This is a genomic window from Bordetella parapertussis, from assembly GCF_020735925.1.
Taxonomy (GTDB): Bacteria; Pseudomonadota; Gammaproteobacteria; order Burkholderiales; family Burkholderiaceae_B; genus Bordetella; species Bordetella pertussis.
Map to the genome: position 1 here is coordinate 2766435 of NZ_CP085971.1, position 20478 is coordinate 2786912.

General features: G+C 67.7%; 17 protein-coding genes and 2 pseudogenes. 14 read left to right on the forward strand and 5 right to left on the reverse strand.

Annotation, left to right across the window (positions count from 1 at the left end; translation table 11 throughout):
- The first annotated feature begins 103 nt into the window (after positions 1-103).
- The 5 genes from LK409_RS13140 to LK409_RS13160 all read left to right on the forward strand — a co-directional run bounded on the left by LK409_RS13140 (position 104) and on the right by LK409_RS13160 (position 5048).
- Complete coding sequence (locus LK409_RS13140; RefSeq protein ID WP_010928842.1) at positions 104-817, forward strand: c-type cytochrome; 714 nt, start codon at positions 104-106, stop codon at positions 815-817.
- Positions 814-1731, forward strand: coding sequence for a c-type cytochrome (locus LK409_RS13145; protein WP_010928843.1), 918 nt, complete (start codon positions 814-816; stop codon positions 1729-1731). Before LK409_RS13140 ends, LK409_RS13145 begins: the two co-directional genes overlap by 4 nt.
- Positions 1732-1866: 135 nt before the next feature.
- The gene (gene gmk, locus LK409_RS13150; RefSeq protein ID WP_010930442.1) at positions 1867-2499 is read left to right on the forward strand and encodes a guanylate kinase; all 633 of its coding nucleotides are present in this window, start codon (positions 1867-1869) and stop codon (positions 2497-2499) included.
- A gap of 41 nt (positions 2500-2540) precedes the next feature.
- Positions 2541-2744 (forward strand): DNA-directed RNA polymerase subunit omega, encoded by a 204-nt coding sequence (gene rpoZ, locus LK409_RS13155; protein ID WP_003811126.1) that lies wholly within the window; start codon positions 2541-2543, stop codon positions 2742-2744.
- A 24-nt stretch (positions 2745-2768) separates the two neighbouring features.
- Positions 2769-5048, forward strand: coding sequence for a RelA/SpoT family protein (locus tag LK409_RS13160; protein WP_003811115.1), 2280 nt, complete (start codon positions 2769-2771; stop codon positions 5046-5048).
- Positions 5049-5060: 12 nt separating this feature from the next.
- Here LK409_RS13160 and glnQ read toward each other — a convergent pair whose 3' ends face one another.
- From glnQ to glnH, 3 genes are all read right to left on the reverse strand, one after another.
- Positions 5061-5789 carry a glutamine ABC transporter ATP-binding protein GlnQ gene (gene glnQ, locus LK409_RS13165; RefSeq protein WP_003811113.1) on the reverse strand — a complete coding sequence of 243 codons (729 nt, stop codon included), beginning with the start codon at positions 5787-5789 and terminating at the stop codon, positions 5061-5063.
- Entirely contained in the window at positions 5786-6445 is a 660-nt protein-coding gene (glnP, locus tag LK409_RS13170; RefSeq protein WP_010928844.1) for a glutamine ABC transporter permease GlnP, read from the reverse strand. The genes glnQ and glnP overlap by 4 nt, the downstream gene beginning before the upstream one ends.
- Positions 6446-6513: 68 nt before the next feature.
- Complete coding sequence (glnH, locus tag LK409_RS13175; RefSeq protein WP_003811110.1) at positions 6514-7266, reverse strand: glutamine ABC transporter substrate-binding protein GlnH; 753 nt, start codon at positions 7264-7266, stop codon at positions 6514-6516.
- 187 nt (positions 7267-7453) lie between these two features.
- Between glnH and LK409_RS13180 the strand changes: the two are divergent.
- A pseudogene (locus LK409_RS13180) lies at positions 7454-8487 on the forward strand (C45 family autoproteolytic acyltransferase/hydolase).
- A gap of 13 nt (positions 8488-8500) precedes the next feature.
- Here LK409_RS13180 and LK409_RS13185 read toward each other — a convergent pair.
- Complete coding sequence (locus LK409_RS13185) at positions 8501-12124, reverse strand: hydantoinase B/oxoprolinase family protein (RefSeq protein ID WP_102967416.1); 3624 nt, start codon at positions 12122-12124, stop codon at positions 8501-8503.
- Positions 12125-12202: 78 nt separating this feature from the next.
- On the reverse strand, positions 12203-12715 hold the full coding sequence (locus tag LK409_RS13190; RefSeq protein WP_003816465.1) for a winged helix DNA-binding protein: 513 nt from the start codon (positions 12713-12715) through the stop codon (positions 12203-12205).
- Positions 12716-12858: 143 nt separating this feature from the next.
- On the opposite strand from LK409_RS13190, the gene LK409_RS13195 reads away from it, so the two are divergent.
- The 8 genes and pseudogenes from LK409_RS13195 (at position 12859) to LK409_RS13230 (ending at position 20476) form a co-directional block, all read left to right on the forward strand.
- A complete protein-coding gene (locus LK409_RS13195; protein WP_003811101.1) occupies positions 12859-13791 on the forward strand; it encodes a LysR family transcriptional regulator in 933 nt (310 codons plus the stop codon).
- A gap of 163 nt (positions 13792-13954) precedes the next feature.
- Entirely contained in the window at positions 13955-14659 is a 705-nt protein-coding gene (locus LK409_RS13200; protein WP_010928847.1) for a DUF4286 family protein, read from the forward strand.
- 20 nt (positions 14660-14679) lie between these two features.
- Positions 14680-15645, forward strand: coding sequence for a TRAP transporter substrate-binding protein (locus LK409_RS13205; RefSeq protein ID WP_010928848.1), 966 nt, complete (start codon positions 14680-14682; stop codon positions 15643-15645).
- Between the two features lie 13 nt (positions 15646-15658).
- The gene (locus LK409_RS13210) at positions 15659-16150 is read left to right on the forward strand and encodes a TRAP transporter small permease (protein WP_010928849.1); all 492 of its coding nucleotides are present in this window, start codon (positions 15659-15661) and stop codon (positions 16148-16150) included.
- Complete coding sequence (locus LK409_RS13215; protein WP_010928850.1) at positions 16143-17441, forward strand: TRAP transporter large permease; 1299 nt, start codon at positions 16143-16145, stop codon at positions 17439-17441. Before LK409_RS13210 ends, LK409_RS13215 begins: the two co-directional genes overlap by 8 nt.
- Before the next feature lie 263 nt (positions 17442-17704).
- Positions 17705-18679: a TRAP transporter substrate-binding protein gene (locus tag LK409_RS13220; RefSeq protein ID WP_041937435.1), complete on the forward strand. Its 975-nt coding sequence runs from the start codon at positions 17705-17707 to the stop codon at positions 18677-18679.
- 6 nt (positions 18680-18685) lie between these two features.
- On the forward strand, positions 18686-19186 hold the full coding sequence (locus tag LK409_RS13225) for a TRAP transporter small permease (protein WP_003811089.1): 501 nt from the start codon (positions 18686-18688) through the stop codon (positions 19184-19186).
- Positions 19179-20476 (forward strand): annotated as a pseudogene (locus LK409_RS13230) (TRAP transporter large permease). Before LK409_RS13225 ends, LK409_RS13230 begins: the two are co-directional and overlap by 8 nt.
- The last annotated feature ends 2 nt before the right edge of the window (positions 20477-20478 follow it).

Here is a 20478-nt window from a genome sequence, read left to right on the forward strand (position 1 = left end):
CAGCCAACGCCTTATATAATTTTTGGGTATTTACTTATTACCCCAAGCGGATTGGCCCCGGATACCGGCAGCGCCAGATGCGCTTACCAAGGAGCAGTCACCCATGTACCCACACCGGCTTGTCCGTTGCCGCTGGCCCGTCCTGTCGGCGCTGGCCGTCGCGGCCCTCTGTAGCCCGGCGGCGCACGCGCAGGCCCCCGCCCCCGCCGACGCCGCCCGCATCGCCAGCCAGGGGGCCGACGGCGTGGCCGCCTGTGTCACCTGTCATGGCGCCAAGGGCGAAGGCAACCCGGCTGCCGGTTTTCCGCATCTGGCGGGCCTGGGTTCGGGCTATCTGTACGAGCAGCTCACCGCCCTGGCCAACGGCTCGCGCGCCAACCCGGTCATGGCGCCCATTGCGAAAGGGCTGAGCGACGCGCAGCGCCAGGCCCTGGCCGAGTACTACGCCGGCCTGCCCGCCCCCTTCGAAGCCGACCGACTGGCCGCCACCCACCTGGGCGAGCCCGCCAAGGCCGATACCGGCGCCTGGCTGGCGGTGCGCGGCGCCTGGGACAGGAACATACCCGCCTGCAACCAGTGCCACGGACCCGGCAGCATCGGGGTAGGCACGGCCTTCCCGGCGCTGGCCGGCCAGCCGGCCGCCTACATCGCCGGCCAGTTGCGCGCATGGCGCCAGGGCCAGCGACCGCCCGGCCCGCTGGCCTTGATGCCCGCCGTCGCCACCCGCCTGAGCGATGCCGAGATCGACGCGGTCTCGGCCTATTACGCCAACCTTCCCAAGCAGGCCGCCGCGCCGCGACCGGAGGCCTCCAAATGAAGCACGCACTGATCCACCGCCTTGCGCTGGCCTCGCTGCTGGCCGCCGCCTTGCCGGCCGCGCCAGCCCTGGCCGCCGACGCCCCGCCCGCGTTCACGCCGCCCGCGGCCGACGCCATTCCCGATAACGAGTTCGGCAAAGTGGTGCGCGAGGGAGAGCAGATCTTCCTGCATACCCCGCAGCGCGCCGCCAAGTTCGTCGGCAACGACCTGACCTGCGCCAGCTGCCACCTGGACGCGGGCCGGCGCGCCGATTCCGCGCCCATGTGGGCGGCCTACGTGCTGTATCCGGCCTACCGGGCCAAGAACGAGCACGTCAACACGCTGGCCGAGCGCCTGCAGGGCTGTTTTCGCTACAGCATGAATGGCGAATCCCCGCCGGCCGACGACCCCACGCTGGTCGCCCTGCAGTCGTACATGTACTGGCTGGCGAGCAAGGCCCCGACCGGCGTCAAGCTGGCGGGCCAGGGCTATCGCAAGCTGCCGGCGCCGCCGCAAAAACCCGACTACCTGCGCGGCAAGACCGCCTACGCGCAATATTGCGCCGTCTGCCACGGCGCCGAAGGCCAGGGGCAGAAAAACGGCCGGCACTGGATCTTCCCCGCGTTGTGGGGCGAGCACTCGTTCAACTGGGGCGCGGGCATGCACCAGATCGGCAACGCGGCCGGCTTCATCAAGGCCAATATGCCGCTGGGCCAGGCCGGCCTGCTGAGCGACCAGGAAGCCTGGGACGTGGCGTACTTCACGAACGCCCACGAACGCCCGCAGGCCCCCCGCTACCAGGGCTCGGTGGCACAGACGCGCGCCAAGTACCACGATTCGGACGACTCCCTGTACGGGATGGAAGTCAACGGCCATCTGCTGGGCAGCGCAGCGCCGCCGTCCGGCGGCAAGCTGCGGGCGGCCGGCAAGTAGGCGGCGCGAGGGCTTGCTGGCCCCGGGGGCTTTTCCGCCCTCGGGCCGCCCCCAAGGCGAAAAAAAGGCCGGCCGCTCCCGGCGCGCCGGCCGATTTGCTATTCTTCGGTTCTGCCCCTTGTGTCGTTTTTGTCCATGTCCGCACCCTCCGGCAATGTATTCATGGTCGTCGCTCCCAGCGGCGCCGGCAAGTCCAGCCTGGTTCGCGCCCTGCTCGACCGCGATCCCTCTCTCGTGCTGTCCATTTCGTGCACCACGCGCGCGCCGCGCCCCGGCGAGCAAGACGGCCGCGAGTACCGCTTCGTCGACCAGGCCGAATTCGCCCGCCTGCGCGATGCGCAACAGCTGCTCGAATGGGCCGAGGTGCACGGGAATTTCTATGGCACCCCGCGCGACCGCATCGACGAGGCCACCCGCGCCGGCCATGACGTCCTGCTGGAAATCGACTGGCAGGGCGCGCGGCAGGTCAAGCAGCGCTACCCCGAGGCCATCGGCATATTCGTCCTGCCGCCTTCCATCGACGAGCTGGAAAGCCGCCTGAAGGCCCGCGGCCAGGACGCGCCCCAGGTCATCGCGCGCCGCCTGCTGGCTGCCGGCGGCGAGATCGCGCACGCGCCTGAATGCGAATATGTTATTATTAATCAAGAATTTAGCGTAGCCCTGACGGAACTGGTGCAAATCATCAGTGCCGCGCGGCTGCGTTTTTCGTCCCAGGCCGTGCGCAATGCGCAGTTGTTCTCGCAACTGGGCATACCCGCCGCGCACTGAGGCGAACTCCCTTCACTTTCCGTCAGCTCCAGGTATTTTCCATGGCCCGTATCACTGTCGAAGACTGTCTGAACCAGATTCCCAACCGCTTCAAGCTCACGCTGGCGGCGACCTATCGCGCCCGCGAGCTGGCCCAGGGCCACGCGCCGCGCCTGGACAGCAAGGACAAGCCCACGGTCACCGCGCTTCGGGAAATCGCCTCCGGTCTCACCGGCCTGGAAATGCTGCGCAAAGTCCCGACCTGATACCTACCCAGGGAGGCGGTGGCAATGGCTTTTCCCGGGCTGAAGTACGCCTCTTCAGGATTGCTTGCCGCGTTGCGCCTGGGACGGCGCACCGGTAAGAAAGGCCGCACGCCTCCCTCTCCGTCTCCCGGCGCCCAGGAAGCTGTCGACGCGGCCGCCTCGCCGGTCGCCTCGCTGGCGCCGCTGACCGAGATCATCAGCACCTACCTCGACCCCAAAGAGGTCGAACGCGTGCGCGAAGCCTACCGTTTCGCCGACCAGGCCCACCTGGGCCAGTTCCGCGCCAGCGGCGCGCCGTACATTTCCCACCCCATCGCCGTTACCGAGATCTGCGCCGGCTGGAAGCTGGACGCCAATGCGCTGTCGGCCGCCCTGCTGCACGACGTGATGGAAGACCAGGGCGTGGGCAAGCATGAGCTGGCCGAGAAGTTCAGCCCCGAAGTCGCCGAACTGGTCGACGGCCTGTCCAAGCTGGACCGGCTGGACTTCGCGACCAAGGCCGAACAGCAGGCCGAGAGCTTTCGCAAGATGCTGCTGGCCATGGCGCGCGACGTGCGCGTCATCCTGATCAAGCTGGCCGACCGCCTGCACAACATGCGCACGCTGGACGCGGTCAACCCCGAGAAGCGCCGCCGCATCGCCCGCGAAACCCTGGAAATCTACGCGCCGATCGCGCACCGGCTGGGCCTGAACCTGTTGTTTCGCGAACTGCAGGACCTGTGCTTCGCGGCGATGTACCCCAACCGCTACCAGGTACTGTACCGCGCCGTGCTGGCGGCCCGCGGCAACCGGCGCGAAGTCATCAGCAAGATCGAGGACGCCGTGCGCGCGGCGCTGCCGGCAGCCGGCATCGAGGCCGAGGTGACCGGCCGCGAGAAGACGCTGTACGGCGTCTACCGCAAGATGACCGAACAGAAGAAATCGTTTTCCGAAGTCCTGGATATCTACGGTTTCCGCGTCATCGTCCATACCCTGCCCGAGTGCTACCTGGCGCTGGGCACGCTGCACCAGCTGTATCGGCCCGTGCCCGGCAAGTTCAAGGACTACATCGCCATTCCCAAGGTCAACGGCTACCAGTCCTTGCACACCACGCTGGTGGGTCCGTATGGCACGCCGGTGGAGTTTCAGTTCCGCACGCGCGACATGCACCACATCGCCGAGGAAGGCGTGGCCTCGCACTGGCTCTACAAGGATGCCGACCTGACGCTCAACGAGCTGCAGAAGCGCACCCACCAGTGGCTGCAGTCGCTGCTCGACATCCAGAGCCAGACCGGCGATTCGGGCGAGTTCCTCGAACACGTCAAGGTCGACCTGTTCCCCGACGCGGTCTATGTCTTCACCCCGCGCGGCAAGATCATTTCCCTGCCGCGCGGCGCCACGCCGGTCGATTTCGCCTACGCCATCCATACCGACATCGGCAACCAGGCGGTCGCCGCCAAGGTCAATGGCGAATTCGTCCCGCTGCGCACCGAGCTCAGCAGCGGCGACACGGTCGAAATCATCACTTCGCCGGCCTCGCGCCCGAACGCGCAATGGCTCAATTACGTGCGCACCGGCCGCGCCCGTTCCGAAATCCGCCATTACCTTCGGACCGTCAAGTACGAGGAGTCCGTGGCCTTCGGCGAGCGCCTGCTCGAACAGGCGATGATCGAGCTGCACCTGCCCGTGCCCAGCACCGACGATCCGCAATGGGACAAGCTGGCGCGCAGCTCGGGTGCCAGCTCGCGCGATGAAATCCTGGCCGATATCGGCCTGGGCAAGCGCCTGGCCGCAGTGGTGGCGCGGCGCTTCGCGCCCGAACACGATCTCATCGCCACCACTGCCGCCGCCGTGGACCAGATCACCTCGGCGCGCGCCGCGCCCATCCTGATCCAGGGCAGCGAAGGCCAGGCGGTCCAGCTGGCGCCATGCTGCGGCCCGCTGCCCGGCGACCCCATCATCGCCGGCATGCGGCTGGGCCACGGCCTGGTCGTGCATACCTCCGATTGCCCGGTCGCGCTGCGCGCCCGCGCGCGCGAGCCCGAGCGCTGGATCAACGTGGCCTGGGACGCCCAGACCGCCAAGCACCTGCCCACGCGCCTGGACATCGTCACGCGCAACGAGCGCGGCGTGCTGGGCCGGCTGGCGGCCGAAGTCACGGCGGCCGACGCCAATATCGTGCATGTCACGATGCACGACGACGCGGTTTCCACGGTCTCGCTGCACCTGACGGTGCAGGTGGACAGCCGCAAGCACCTGGCGCAGGTCATCCGCGCCATCCGGCACGTGCCGCAAGTCCAGAAGATCGTGCGCGTCAAGGGCTGAGCGGCGCGCCGCTCAGGATACGTGCTGCAGGAAGTCCTTCAGCCGCTGGCTGGGCGGATTGGATAGCAGTTCGGCCGGCGGTCCGTCGTGCGCGATCTTGCCGCAATCGATGAAGATCAGGCGGCTGCCCACCTTGCGCGCGAACTCCATTTCGTGCGTGACCACGATCATGGTCATGCCCTCCTCGGCCAGGTCGCGCATCACCTTCAATACTTCGTGGCGCAACTCCGGATCGAGCGCCGAAGTCGGCTCGTCGAACAGCATCAGCTTGGGCTTGATGGCCAGCGCGCGGGCGATGGCCACGCGCTGTTGCTGGCCCCCCGACAACTCGGACGGATAGTGGTTCATGCGTTCGGCCAGCCCCACCTTGCCCAGCAGCTCCTCGGCCTGCCGGCGCGCCTCGGCACGCGCGGCGCCGCGCGTATGCACCGGGCCGAACATGACGTTCTCCAGCGCCGTCATCTGCGGAAACAGGTTGAACTGCTGGAACACCATGCCCGCTTCGCGGCGGATCTCGCGCACCTGGGCGGCATCGCCCTTGACGCTTTGCCCGCCGACCAGCAGGTCGCCGTCGTTGATGGTCTCCAGCACGTTGATGCAGCGCAGGAAAGTGGACTTGCCCGATCCGGACGGCCCGACCACCACCACCACTTCGCCCGCGTCGATATCCAGCGTGATGCCGTCGAGCACCGTCGAATCGCCGAATTTCTTGGTGACATTGTGGAATTCGACCATGCTCATAGTATGCGCATCCTTTTTTCCAGCATCCGCAGGCCCAGGGCCATCGTCCCGGTAAGAATCAGGTACACGATGGCCACGGCCGACCAGATCTCGACCGCGCGGAAATTGCTGGCCATGATTTCCTGGCCCTGGCGCGTCAGTTCGGCCACGCCGATCACGATGAACAGGGACGAGTCCTTCAGGCTGATGATGCACTGGTTGCCCAGCGGGGGAATCATGCGTCGGAAAGCGACCGGACCGATGATGTACAGCAGGATCTTGTAGAACGGCAGGCCCATCGCCTGCCCGGCCTCCTTCAGGCCCTTGTGCACCGACAGCAGCGAGCCGCGCACGATCTCGGCGATGTACGCCCCGGAGTTGATGATCAGCGTGGCGATTGCCGCCGCCACGACGTCGACGCGCATGCCTTCGATCATCAGCGGCAAGGCGAAATAGATGAACATCACCTGCACCACGATGGGGGTGCCGCGGATCACGGCCACGTACACCTGCGCCAGCCCCGCCAGCCACAGCGGCCCGTAGGCCCGGGCCACGCCGATCAGGGCGCCCACCACGAAGCCGCCCACCAGCCCCCAGAAAGTGATCTTGACGGTCATCAACGTGCCGTCAAGCAGATTGGGCAATGCCGTCCCGATTACCGACCAATCGAAATCCACAGTCTTCCCCCTGCCAGCGGATGCGGGTCAGGCCGGCGCCATGCGCCGGCCCGCGGATGCCAGCCGGCTCAGGGCTGCTTGCCGAACCACTTGGTGTAGATGGCGTCGTACTGGCCGTTGGCTTTCAGCGTGGCCAGCGCCTTGTTCACCTGCGGCACCAGTTCGCTGCCCTTGGGGAAGGCGATGCCGTAGAAGTCGCCGCTCTTGACCGTGCCGACCACCTTCACGCGGCCCTTGCCCGCCGTGTTGGCGTAGTACTGCACGTTGGGCGTGTCATGCACCGCCGCGTCGACGCGGCCGGTGGCCAGTTCGAGATAGGCGTTGTCGATATTGGGGAACAGTTTCAGCTTGGCGTCGGGCACCTGCGACTTCATGAAGTCGACCGTGGCGGTGCCGGTCTTGACGGCCACGCTCTTGCCGGAGAGATCCTTGGCCTCCTTGATGCTGTCGTTCTTCTCGCTGACCAGGATGGCCAGGCCGCTCTCATAGTAGGGATCGGAGAAGTCGATGACCTTCTTGCGGTCGTCCCGGATCGTGATGCCGGCAAGCGCCGCATCGATGTTCTTGGTCTGCAGGCCGGGGATGATGCCGTTGAAATCCATGGGCTGCAGCTTGTACTTCAGGTTCAGCTCCTTGGCGATGGCCGCCCACAGATCAATGTCGAAGCCGGTATAGGTGTTGCCCTGCTTGAACTCGAACGGCACGAACGCGGTGTCGGTGGCGACCACCAGTTCCTTGTCCTGGGCCGACGCCGTGGACACGGCGCCCAGCAGGGCCGCCGACGCGCCGATCAGTACGGCCGCAACTTTCGCTTTGATCATGGAACTCTCCTCTTGGGGTCTGCTCAGGCCCCAGCCATTTGTTGTAAGGGGCTACCATCTCCGAGTCCGTGCCGCATGGGTAATCCGGCGCGGACCTGCGGATCATCTTAACGCATACGTCCCCCGCCGCCATCCCCCCGCGGGTCATTACAATCAAACCAGAAGCGACCCACGACAGGAGCCTGCCATGGCTTTCAAACCCGTCAGCATCACCGGTACGCGGCGCCAGACCGGCCAGGCCCTGGGCAAGCTGGCGCGCCCGCTCATGGCCACCTACCTGGGGAGCAGAGCACCGTCTGGGCTGCGTTGCGTCCCTGGCGCGGCCACGCCTACCTGGAGGCCCTGGCGCACGAAGCCAGCCAGGCCTTGCCGGAAATCTGGGACGAGCTCGAAGGGCTGGCCGAAGGCCTGCGCATGCCGCTGGTGGACATACTGCTGTGGAACTGCCGCGGCGACCTGCTGCACAAGACCTCGGACGGCTGCACGTCGATCGCATGGCGCGGCGACGAAGACGCGCGCTGGATCGCGCACAACGAAGACGGCGATCCGTTCCTGTACGGCCGCTGCCACATGGTGGACGTGCGGACCGACGACGCCCCCGGCTACATCAGCTTCTACTATCCCGGCTCGCTGCCCGGCCACACCTTTGGCGCCAACCGCGCCGGGCTGGTGCAGACGATCAACAATGTGCGCATCCGCCAGCGGCACGCCGGGGTGCCGCGCATGCTGCTGGCGCGCGCGGTGCTCGACTGCGCCACGCTGGACGACGCGCTGGCGGTGCTGCGCGATCATCCGCGCGCCGGCGGTTTTCACCACACGCTGGGCGCGGCCGGCGAGCCGCGCCTCTACAGCGTCGAGGCCTCCCCGGCGGCCTGCTCGATCGGCGAGGTCGCGCGCGGCAACGGGCACGCCAACCACCTGGTGCATCCTAGCAGCGAGGCCATCGGCCAGATCGTGACCGATTCGTCGCGCAGCCGCCAGCGCCACATCGAGAACCTGATGGACCACTGGCAGCCGCCCGTCGATGGCGCGCGCCTGGTGGCCACGCTGCTGGATCGCGAAGGCGAGCTGCCCATCCTGCGCTGCGGCGCCGACGACCCTGACGAGGAAAACACGCTGGCCACCGCCTTGTTCGAAATGCGCGATGGCGGGCTGACCCTGCAGGTGCATGACCGGCGCGACCAGCCCGCCTTGCGCGTGACGGTGTGCCCGGCCGCGTGAGGCCGGCGCCCGCTCAGGCCGGGCCGTAGTCTCCTCCGCCGGGCGTCTCGACGACGAACACGTCGCCGGCGGCCAGTTCTGCGCTGTCCTGCGGACCCAGGGGCTCGACGCGGCCGTCGGCGCGCTCCACGTAGTTGCGTCCCATCGCCCCTGCCCCGCCGCCCGCCAGGCCGAACGGCACATGGCGGCGGTTGTTCGACAGGATGGCGGCCGTCATGGGCTCCAGGAAGCGCACTCGGCGCACGCCCCCGTCGCCCCCGCGATAGCGGCCGGCTCCGCCCGACCCATGGCGGATCTCGTACGACTCCAGCCGCACCGGAAAGCGCAGCTCCAGCACTTCGGGATCGGTCAGGCGCGAATTGGTCATGTGCGCCTGCACCACCGACGTGCCGGCAAAACCGGCATCCGCGGGGCCCGCCGCGTCGATGCGTAGCGGCCCGGCGCCCGTGCCGCCCGAGATGGTCTCGTAGTACTGGTAGCGCGCATTGCCGAACGTGAAGTTGTTCATGGTGCCCTGGCTGGCCGCCAGCACGCCCAGCGCGCCATACAGCGCATTGACGATGCACATCGAGGTCTCGACGTTGCCCGCCACCACCGACGCGGGCGGGTTCGGGCGCAGCATCGACCCCTCCGGGATGATGATCTCCAGCGGCTTGAGGCAGCCTGCGTTCAGCGGGATCTCGTCATCGACCAGGGTCCGGAACACGTACAGCACCGCCGCCACCGCGATCGCGCCCGGCGCATTGAAGTTGTTCTCCAGCTGGCCCGAGGTGCCGGTGAAATCGACGACCGCGCTGCGCGCCTGGCGGTCGACGCGCACGGCCACCTCGATGACCGCGCCGTTGTCCAGCCGATAGGTATAGCGCCCGTCCTTCAGCACCGAAATCACGCGCCGCACCGCCTCCTCGGCGTTGTCCTGCACGTGCCCCATGTAGGCCCGCACCACGTCCAGGCCGAAGTGGTCGCACATGCGCAGCAGCTCCTGCACGCCCTTCTCGTTGGCGGCGATCTGCGCATGCAGGTCGGCGATGTTCTGGTCCGGATTGCGCGCCGGCCAGCGCCCCGAGGCCAGGATCTCGCGCGCCTCGCGGTCGCGGAACTCGCCGTTGCCCACCAGCTGGAAATTGGTGAACAGCACGCCTTCGTCTTCCACCGTCCGGGAGTCCGGCGGCATCGAGCCCGGCGTCGTTCCGCCTATGTCGGCATGGTGCCCGCGCGAGCCGACAAAGAACAGGATGTCCCGGCCGGCGCGGTCGAACACCGGCGTGATGACGGTCACATCGGGCAGGTGCGTGCCGCCGTGGTACGGATCGTTGACCACATAGGCGTCGCCCGGCCGCATGCGCGACGCATTGGCGCGCATCACCGTCTTGATCGATTCGCCCATCGAGCCCAGGTGCACCGGCATGTGCGGCGCGTTGGCGATCAGGTTGCCCGCGGCGTCGAAGATGGCGCACGAGAAGTCCAGGCGTTCCTTGATGTTGACCGAGTAGGCGGTGTTCTGCAGCCGGTATCCCATCTGCTCGGCGATCGACATGAACAGATTGTTGAAAACCTCGAGCATGACCGGGTCGGCCTGCGTGCCGATGGCGCGGCGCTGCGCGCGCGCCTGCACGCGCCGAAGCACCAGGTGGTCGCGCGGCGTGACCTCGGCTTGCCAGCCCGGCTCGATCACCGTCGTCTGGTTCGGCTCGGAGATGATGGCCGGTCCGGCCATCATGTCGCCGGGCGCCAGGTCTTCGCGCACGTACAGGGGCGTCTCGCGCCATTGTCCGGCGCTGAACATGCGTATCGTGCGGCGCGCCGCCAGCGGCGCGGCACGCGTGCGCGTCACCGGTGCCTCGGTGGCGGCCTCGCCGCCGCCCGTGGCCTCGACCGAAATGGTCTCGACCACCAGTTCGCGGCCGGGCATCAGGAACGAGTAGCGCTGGCGGTAGCCCGCCTCGAACGCGGCGCGCACCTGCTCCAGCGGGCCGAACGCGACCTCCAGCGCGGTATCGGTGCCGCGGTACTTCAGGTGCAGGCGCCGCTGCACCGCCACCTTGTCGGCCGGCACGTGCTGGCGCAGCAGCTCCGCGCTGGCCTGTCCGGCGAGCTCGTCCAGGCCGGCCTCCAGTTGCGCCATCAGCGCGGCGTCGAGCACCTGCTCCACCGTCTTCTGGCGCATTTCCGTCTGATCGGCCAGCCCCATGCCATAGGCTGACAGCACGCCGCCCAGCGGGTGGGCGAACACCGTCGTCATGCCCAGCGCGTCGGCCACCAGGCAGGCATGCTGGCCGCCAGCGCCGCCGAAAGTGGTCAACGCATACTCGGTCACGTCGTGGCCGCGCTGCACCGAGATGCGCTTGATCGCCTCGGCCATGTTGCCCACGGCGATCTCCAGGAAACCTTCGGCCAGCTGCTCGGCGCTCATCTCGCGCCCCGTGGCCGTCCGCACCTCCTCGGCCATGGCCGCGAAGCGCGCGCGCACCGCCGCCACATCCAGCGGCTGGTCGGCATCGGGGCCGAACACGCTGGGGAAGAAGTCGGGCTGGATCTTGCCCAGCAGAACGTTGCAGTCGGTCACCGCCAACGGGCCGCCGCGCCGGTAGCACGCGGGCCCCGGATTGGCGCCGGCCGAATCGGGGCCGACGCGCAGCCGGGCGCCATCGAAATGCAGGATGGATCCCCCGCCGGCCGCCACGGTATGGATGCTCATCATCGGCGCGCGCATGCGCACGCCGGCCACCAGCGTCTCGAACTCGCGCTCGAACTCGCCGGCGTAGTGCGACACGTCGGTGGACGTGCCGCCCATGTCGAAGCCGATCACGCGGTCAAAGCCCGCCAGCTCGCTGGTGCGGACCATGCCGACGATACCGCCGGCCGGGCCGGACAGGATGGCGTCCTTGCCGCGGAAACGGTGCGCGTCGGTCAGGCCGCCGCTGGATTGCATGAACATCAGGCGCACGCCAGGCAACTCGCTGCCCACCTGCTCGACATAGCGCATGAGAATGGGCGACAGATAGGCATCGACCACCGTGGTGTCGCCGCGCGAGACAAACTTGATCAGCGGACTGGCCTCGTGCGAGGTCGACACCTGCGTAAAGCCGATCTCGCGCGCGATGGCGGCGGCGCGCCGCTCATGCACGCCCTCCTTCCAGGCGTGCATGAACACGATGGCGACGGCGCGGATGCCATCGTCGAACACGCGCCGCAGGTCGGCGCGCAGGCCGTCCTCCGCCAGCGCGCGCACCACCGTGCCGTCGGCATCGAGCCGTTCGTCGGCCTCGACCACCGCCTCGTACAGCATCTCGGACAGCTGCACGTTGCGGTCGAACAGGCGCGGCCGGCTCTGGTAGGCAATGCGCAGCGCGTCGCGGAATCCCCGCGTGGTCACCAGCAGGGTGCGCTCGCCCTTGCGTTCGAGCAAGGCATTGGTCGCCACCGTGGTGCCCATCTTGACGCACTCGACCTGGTCGGCCGGCACCGGCTGGCCCGGCGCGATGCCCAGCAGCTTGCGGATGCCGGCCACCGCCGCGTCGCGGTACTGCTCGGGATTCTCCGACAGCATCTTGGCGGTCACGGTGGCGCCGTCTGGCCGGCGCGCCACGATATCGGTGAACGTGCCTCCACGGTCAACCCAGAATTGCCACTTCATAGCGTCCTCGGATTAGCAGGCGTAACAGGGGGAAAGGCCGCGCCCCGCCCGGCGGGCGCGCGCCGATGCATGATGGATTTACAGCGAGGTGGCCGCCCGCGCGGCCTGGTCGTACAGCCCCGACAGCGAGCGCAGGGTATGCGCCAGCTGGCGCGTGAACTCCAGCCCGCCGGCTGCGCCCGCCTCCAGCCCATCGAGCAGGCATTGCTCGCGCACCTCGGCATAGCGCTTGATGATTTCGGCTCCTTTCGGCGTAACGCTGTAGAACACCTCCTTGCCGCTGCGATCGCCGCGCACCACGTCGTGGCGCTCCAGCTTCTTGAGCGAATAGCTGACGATGTGCGTATCCTCGACGTTCAGCGTGAAGCAGATGTCGGCCAGTTTCTTGGGACGCTGGCGGTGGTACACGTGGTGCATCACCATGACGTCGTTGGCGGTCAGGTCCGGCAGGCCGGCCGCCGCCATGCAGCGCACCGTCCAGCGGTTGAAGGCATGGCTGGCGATCATCAGGCCGAACTCGACCTCGGACAGATCGGGCGCGCGGCCGCTGGCCAGATGGGCGGAAGAAGCGATCAGGGGCGTGCTGCTCATGACGGGTGGCCGAAAGTTCTTGTAGACGAAATACTAATAATTTATCTATATTTCATCAAAAAAAAACACACAGCAACGCCCGGCCGGCGCACTGGGGATTACCCGCGCAACCCGGCCGCCGCGACTCGCGCACGGGGAACGCCATGAATATCCGCTTTCTCGAAACCTTTATCTGGGTCGCCCAGCTGCGCAGCTTCAAGGCCGCCGCGGGCAAACTGCACCTGACCCAGGCCGCCATCTCGGGGCGCATTGCCGCGCTCGAGAACGACCTGGGCGAACTGCTGTTCGAGCGGGGCAGCCGCGACACGCGGCTGACGCCGGCCGGGCGCACGCTGCTCGACTACGCCCAGCGCATGCTCGATACCGACCACGCCATGCGCCAGGCCCTGCGCGGCAGCGGAACCTTGCGCGGCCGCGTGCGCCTGGGCGTGGTCGAATCCATCGTCCATACCTGGTTCACGCCATTCATCCGCCGCCTGTCGCAAACGCACCCGGAGCTGGAGATCGAGCTGACCGCCGAATCGACCCGGCGGCTGCAGGACCTGCTCAAGCACGGCAGCATCGACGTCGCCCTGCAGACCGACCCCATCGTGGGCGACGATGTGCGCAACCGCGACATGGGCATGCTGAAAATGGGCTGGATCTGCAGCCCCGCGGCGGGAATTCCCGCGCAGGCCAGCGTCGCCGAACTGGCCACCCATCCCCTGGTCACCTTTCCGCGCCATTCCCAGCCGCACCTGCAGCTGCTCGACGTGCTGGACGCGGCGGGCGTGCAGGCCGGGCGCATCCATTTCGTTTCGTCCATCGCCGCGTGCACGCAATTCATCGAGGCAGGCCTGGGCGCGGCCACGCTGCCGCTGGCGGCGGTGCGTCCCGGCCTGGCGGCCGGACGCTACCGGCAAGTGTGCTGCACGCCCGACCTGCCGCATCTGCGGCTGGTGGCCAGCTGGCGGCCGGACCGCGTGGCCGGCCTGGCCGAGGCGGTGGTACGGCTGGCCCTGGACGAGATGCGCCTGTACGCGCAGCACAACGACGACGCGCTGCCGCCGCTCGACAGCGGCGTGCTGGCGCTGTGACGCCGGAGCGCGCCGCCTTCGGGGTTTTCCCCAGCGCGCCCAGGCTTGCCGCCACGCCGGCGGCGGCGCCGCGCGGGCCGCGCGCGCGATAACTTTTTCTTAACCCGCCGCACCGGAATAAACCGTTTGCCGCTGCCGGCGCCGGTGCCGAGAATCAGCCTCCATGACGGCCCATCCAGGCCGCGCGATGGAGAAACACGTGGCAGCACCAATCCGGCACGAACGCGACGCCATGGGCGAACTGTTCATCTGGACGGACATCGACCCCGCGCACGAAGAAGACTTCAACCAGTGGTACGACCGCGAACACATGGCCGAGCGCGCCGGCATCGCGGGCTTTCGCTGGGCCCGCCGCTATCGCTCGCAGCACGGCCGGCGGCGCTACCTGGCGTTGTACCGCACCGAGGACCTGCATGTATTCGGCAGCGCCGCGTACCGGCAGGCGTTCGAACGCCAGACGCCGTGGCCGCTGGCCAATTTCGCGCGCATGCGCGACACCAATCGGCGCGTCATGGTGGTTTCGCCGCTGGCAGGCGTCGGCACCGGCGCGGCGCTGGGCCTGCTGCGCCTGGGCAGCGTCGAACTCGCCGCCCGCGCCGCCGCGCTGGCCGCCAGCGCACAGGAGATCGAAGGCGTCCTGGCGCTGCGCGTGCTGACCCCCGATCCGCAGCTGTCCACCCCGCTGCCTTCCGAAGACCCCGCCGCACGCGTGCTCGACCCCGTCCTGATCATCGACGCGACCACCGAGCCGGCCGCCGCCGCCGCCGCCCGCTCGCTGGCCGAACAGCTGGAACTGCCCACCGACGGCATCCAGACCTTCCACTTGCTGTGGGACCTGCGCGCCGACGATCTGCGCGCCGCCCCTTGAACCTGCCCCAGGAGACCGACATGAAAACGACCTTCGCCGTACTTGCCGCCGCCCTCGCCTTCTCGGCCGGCGCGCAGGCCGCCACCAGCTGGACCATGACGGCGGAGCAGCCCGACGCCAACTACCTGCCCCAGAACGCACGCCAGTTCGCCGACGAGGTCAAGGCCGCCACCGCCGGCGCGCTGGAGATCAAGGTGCAGTCCAACAGCACCCTGCTCAAGCGTCCCGAAGTCAAGCGCGGCGTGCAGCAGGGCGTGGTGCAGATCGGCGAGGTGCTGGTCTCGGCGCTGGGCAACGAAGACCCCTTGTTCGAAATCGACAGCGTCCCGTTCCTGGCCTCCTCGTTCGACGAGTCGGAAAAACTGTGGAAAGCCACGCGCCCCCTGCTGACCCAGCGCCTGGACAAGCAAGGCATCGTGCTGGTGTACGGGTCGCCCTGGCCCCCGCAGGGCATCTACACCAAGAAGCCGGTCGCCGCGCTGGCCGACCTGAAGGGCACGCGTTTCCGCGCCTACAGCGCATCGACCAGCCACATGGCCGCCCTGATGGGCGCGGTGCCCACCACCGTGCAGACGCCCGAGGTCCCGCAGGCCTTTTCGACCGGCGTGATCGACGCCATGCTCACCTCGCCCGCCACCGGCGTGGACGGCCAGGCCTGGGACTACGTCAAGTACTACTACGATGCCCAGGCGTTCATCCCCCAGAGCTTCGTCATCGCCAACAAACGGGCCTTCCAGCGCCTGCCCGCCGAAGTGCGGCAGGCGGTGCTGGATGCCGGCGCCAAGGCCGAAATCCGGGGCTGGCAGACCGCGCGCGCCAAGACTCGCGAACTCACCGACACCCTGGCGCGCAACGGCATGAGCGTCGAGCCGTTGCCTGCGCAGCTGGCCAAGGAGTTGCAGGCCATCGGCGCCACCATGGTCTCGGACTGGAGCAAGAAAGCCGGCGCCGACGGCCAGCAGCTGCTCGATGCCTACCGCAAGTGAGCCGGACGACGCCATGCCCATATTCGATCGCATCGCCGTCGCCAGCGGCGCCGTGGCCGCGCTGTTCCTGGCGCTGATCGGCGCCATCGTCGCCGCGCAGATCGCCAGCCGCCTGCTCGGCATGCAGATCCCCGCGGCCGACGACTTCGCCGCCTGGTCGATGGCGGCCTCGGTGTTCCTGGCCCTGCCCTACGCCATGCTGCGCGGCGACCATATCCGCGTGACCCTGTTGCTGCAGTTCCTGCCCAAGACCGCTCACCGTCCCTACGAACTGGCGGCCACGGCCCTGGGCCTGGCGCTGTCGGCCTGGGCCGCGTGGCAGGCGGCCGGCTTCGTCCACGAATCGTTCGCCTACGACGAGGTGGCCCAGGGCATGCTGCGCGTGCCGCTGTGGATTCCGCAGATCTGCATGCCCATCGGCCTGGCCCTGCTGACACTGATGCTGGCGCGGCGCCTGGCCATGGTGGCGCGCGGCCGGCAACCCGAGGAGACCGCTCATGGGTGAGCTCGCGCAAAGCCTGGTGCTCATCGCCAGCCTCCTGCTGTTGCTGGCCGCCGGCGTATGGGTATCGCTGGCGCTGGTGGCCAGCGGCCTGGTGGCCTTGCTGCTGTTCACCGACGCACCAGCCGGCATCATCTTCGCCACCAAGAGCTGGGACGCCTCGGCCAACTGGGCCCTGACCGCGCTGCCGCTGTTCATCTGGATGGGCGAAATCCTCTACCGCACCCGCCTGGCCGAGGACATGTTCAGCGGACTGGGCCCCTGGGGGCGTCGCCTGCCGGGCCGCCTGGTGCATGTCAACGTGCTGGGCTGCGGGATTTTCGCCGCGGTCAGCGGCTCGTCCGCCGCCACCGCCGCGACCATCGGCCGCATCTCGCTGCCGGAGCTCAAGGCTCGCGGCTATGACGACGGCCTGGCCATCGGATCGCTGGCCGGCGCCGGCACGCTGGGCCTGCTGATCCCCCCGTCCATCGTCATGATCGTCTACGGCGTGGCGGCCCAGGTCTCGCTCATCAAGCTGTTCATCGCCGGCATCCTGCCCGGCCTGCTGCTGATGGCGCTGTTCTCCGGCTACATCGGCGTATGGTCGCTGCGCAATCCCGCGCGGGTCCCGCCGCGCGAGCCCGCGGTGCCCTGGCTCACCATGCTGGCCCGCCTGCGCCTGCTGCTGCCGGTGGTGGCGTTGATCGCCGGGGTCATCGGTTCGATCTACGCCAGCATCGCGACCGCCACCGAGGCGGCCACGATCGGCGTCATCGGCGCCCTGGCGATCGCCGCCTGGGGCAAGTCGCTCAACCGCAGATCGTTCATCGACAGCCTGATGGGCGCGACCCGCACTTCGTGCATGATCTCGTTCATCCTGCTGGGCGCGGCCTATCTCACCAGCGCGATGAGCTTCACCGGCCTGCCGGCCAACCTGGCCGAGTGGATCTCGTCGCTGGGCCTGAGCCAGTATGGACTGATCGCGGTGCTGACCGTCTTCTTCATCCTGATGGGCGCCTTCCTCGATGGCATATCCATCGTCGTGCTGACCACCGCCGTGCTCATGCCGGCCATCCAGGCGGCGGACATCGACTCGATCTGGTTCGGCATCTACCTGATCCTGGTGGTCGAGATGGCGCAGATCACCCCGCCGGTGGGCTTCAACCTGTTCGTGATCCAGGGCATTACCGGACGCAACCTGTTCGAGCTGGTGCGCATGGCCTTTCCGTTCTTCCTGCTGCTGGTGCTGGCCACGGCGATCATCACGATATTTCCGGCGATCGTGACCGCGCTGCCGCTGGCGATGCGGTAGCCGCGAACGGCGGCGCCTGCCCCAGGGCAAGGCGCCGCCGGGCCGCCAGGACGATTCAAGCCTAAAACAATTCTGCCGATGGGCCGACTTACCTAGGAATTACCCCTAAAGCCCGCGCGGGACCGTGTAGCGGCGCGCACGGGGACTTAGAATTGCAGCGTTTCAAGGGCGCGGCTGCCATCGCCCGCCCGTGGTTGCCCATGCCTTGCGGTGTGCTCCGCGGTATGCCGCAATTCGAAAATTCCATTACGAAGGACGTCTCCATGTACAAGAAGCTCTCCTTGCTGGCCGGCACCATTGTTCTCGCCTTCGGCGCGGGCGCGCAAGCCCAGACCAAATGGGATCTGCCGACCGCCTATCCCGCCAGCAACCTGCATGTCGAGAACCTGACCCAGTTCGTCAAGGACGTCGACAGCCTGTCGGGCGGCAAGCTGAAAATCACGCTGCACAACAATGCGTCGCTCTACAAGGCGCCCGAAATCAAGCGCGCGGTCCAGGGCAACCAGGCCCAGATCGGCGAAATCCTTCTCACCAACTTCGCCAACGAAGACCCGGTCTACGAACTGGATGGCCTGCCGTTCCTGGCCACCGGCTACGATGCCTCGTTCAAGCTGTACCAGGCCCAGAAGCCCTTCCTCGAGAAGAAACTGGCCTCGCAGGGCATGATGCTGCTCTACTCGGTCGCCTGGCCGCCCCAGGGCATTTTCGCCAACCGCGACATCAAGCAAGTGTCCGACATGAAGGGCCTCAAGTGGCGCGCCTACAGCCCGGTGACGGCCAAGATCGCCGAACTGGTCGGCGCGCAACCGGTAACGGTGCAGCAGGCCGAATTGGCGCAGGCGATGGCCACCGGCGTGATCGACTCGTACATGTCGTCCGGCTCGACCGGTTTCGACACCAAGACCTACGAGTACATCAAGAAGTTCTACGACACCGAGACCTGGCTGCCCAAGAACGCGGTGCTGGTCAACAAGAAGGCCTTCGACGCGCTCGACCCCGCCACCCAGCAAGCCCTCAAGAAGGCCGGCGCGCAGGCCGAAGAGCGCGGCTGGAAACTGTCGCAGGAGAAGAACAGCTGGTACAAGGAGCAACTGGCCAAGAACGGCATGGCCATCATCGCGCCCACCGCCGAACTCAAGAGCGGCCTGACCGAGGTCGGCAAGCGCATGCTCGACGACTGGCTCAAGAAAGCCGGCGCCGACGGACAGGCCATGATCGACGCCTATCGGAAGCAATAAAGCACGATGCGCCGTTTCCTGGATCGCTTGTACGGCGCGGCCGGCCTGCTGGCCGGCCTGTGCACCATCGGCGTGCTGGTTTCCGTGCTGGCGGCCATCATCGCCCGCCAAGTGGGCCTGAACATACCCGGCACCGACGCTTATGCCGGGTATTTCATGGCAGCCGCCGGCTTCCTGGCCCTGGCCAGCACCTTCAAGCATGGCGAACACATCCGCGTCACCCTGCTGCTCAACGCGCTCTCGGCGCCCGGCCATCGCCGGCTCGACATCTTCGCGCTTTGCGTCGGTGCCATCCTGGCTGCGGCCTTCGCCTGGTTCAGCGTAAAGCTGGCCCACGATTCCTGGCTGTTCAACGACATCTCCACCGCCAACGACGCCACGCCGCTATGGATTCCCCAGCTGACCATGGCCGCCGGCACCATCCTGTTCTTCATCGCCCTGCTCGATGAACTCGTGCGGCGCGTCCGTGGGCAGGGCTTCGCAAAATCGCAGCAAATCCATGAATGAAATCCTGATCGTCACCCTGCTGGTCGTCTCGATCTTCGCGCTGCTGGGTTGCGGAGTCTGGATTGGCCTCACCCTGGCCGGCACGGCCTGGATCGGCATGGAAGTCCTCTCCAGCCGGCCGGCGACGCCATGGCCGTCACGATCTGGGGCGCCTCGTCGAGCTGGACGCTGACCGCCCTGCCGCTCTTCCTGTGGATGGGCGAGATCCTGTTCCGCACCCGGCTGTCCGAGGACCTGTTCAAGGGCCTCGCGCCGTGGCTGAACCGGCTGCCCGGCCGGCTGCTGCACACCAACGTCATCGGCTGCGCCATCTTCGCCGCGGTTTCCGGCTCGTCGGCCGCCACCTGCACCACGGTGGGCAAGATGACCATCCCCGAACTGACGCGGCGCGGCTATCCGGAGGACAAGATCCTCGGCACGCTGTCCGGCGCCGGCACCCTGGGCCTGCTGATTCCTCCGTCCATCATCATGATCGTCTACGGCGTGGCGGCCGACGTCTCCATCGCCAAGCTGTTCATCGCCGGCATTTTCCCCGGTCTCCTGCTGGCGCTGCTGTTCATGGGCTATATCGCCTGGTGGGCCATCCGGCACCCCGGCGCCGTGCCTGCCGCCGATCCGGGCATCTCGTTCATGCAGAAGCTGAAGCAGTCCCGCCACCTGATCCCGGTGCTGCTGCTCATCGGCGCGGTGCTCGGCTCCATCTACACCGGCATCGCCACCGCCACCGAGGCGGCGGCCGTGGGCGTGGTCGGCGCGCTGATCCTGTCGGCCCTGCAGGGCTCGCTCACACGCACCAGCTTCATGACCTCGCTGCTGGGCGCCACGCGCCTGTACTGCATGATCGCCCTCATCCTGGCCGGCGCCCAGTTCCTCACCCTGGCCATGGGCTACATCGGCCTGCCCCGCGCGCTGGCCGAGTGGATCGGCGGGCTGGGCCTGTCCCAGTTCGGCCTGATCATGGCCTTGATGGTGTTCTTCGTCGTGCTGGGCTGCTTCCTGGACGGCATCTCCATCGTCGTCCTGACCATGGGCGTGCTGCTGCCCACCGTGCAGGCCGCCGGCATCGACCTGATCTGGTTCGGCATCTTCATCGTGTTCGTGGTCGAGATGGCGCAGATCACCCCGCCTGTCGGCTTCAACCTGTTCGTGCTTGCCGGCATGAGCGGACGCGAGCTGCCCTACATCGCCCGCGCCTCGCTGCCGATGTTCTTCCTGATGATCGTGGCCGTGCTGCTGCTGTACTACCTGCCCGGCATCGCCACCTGGCTGCCGCAACACATGACGCTGTAGCG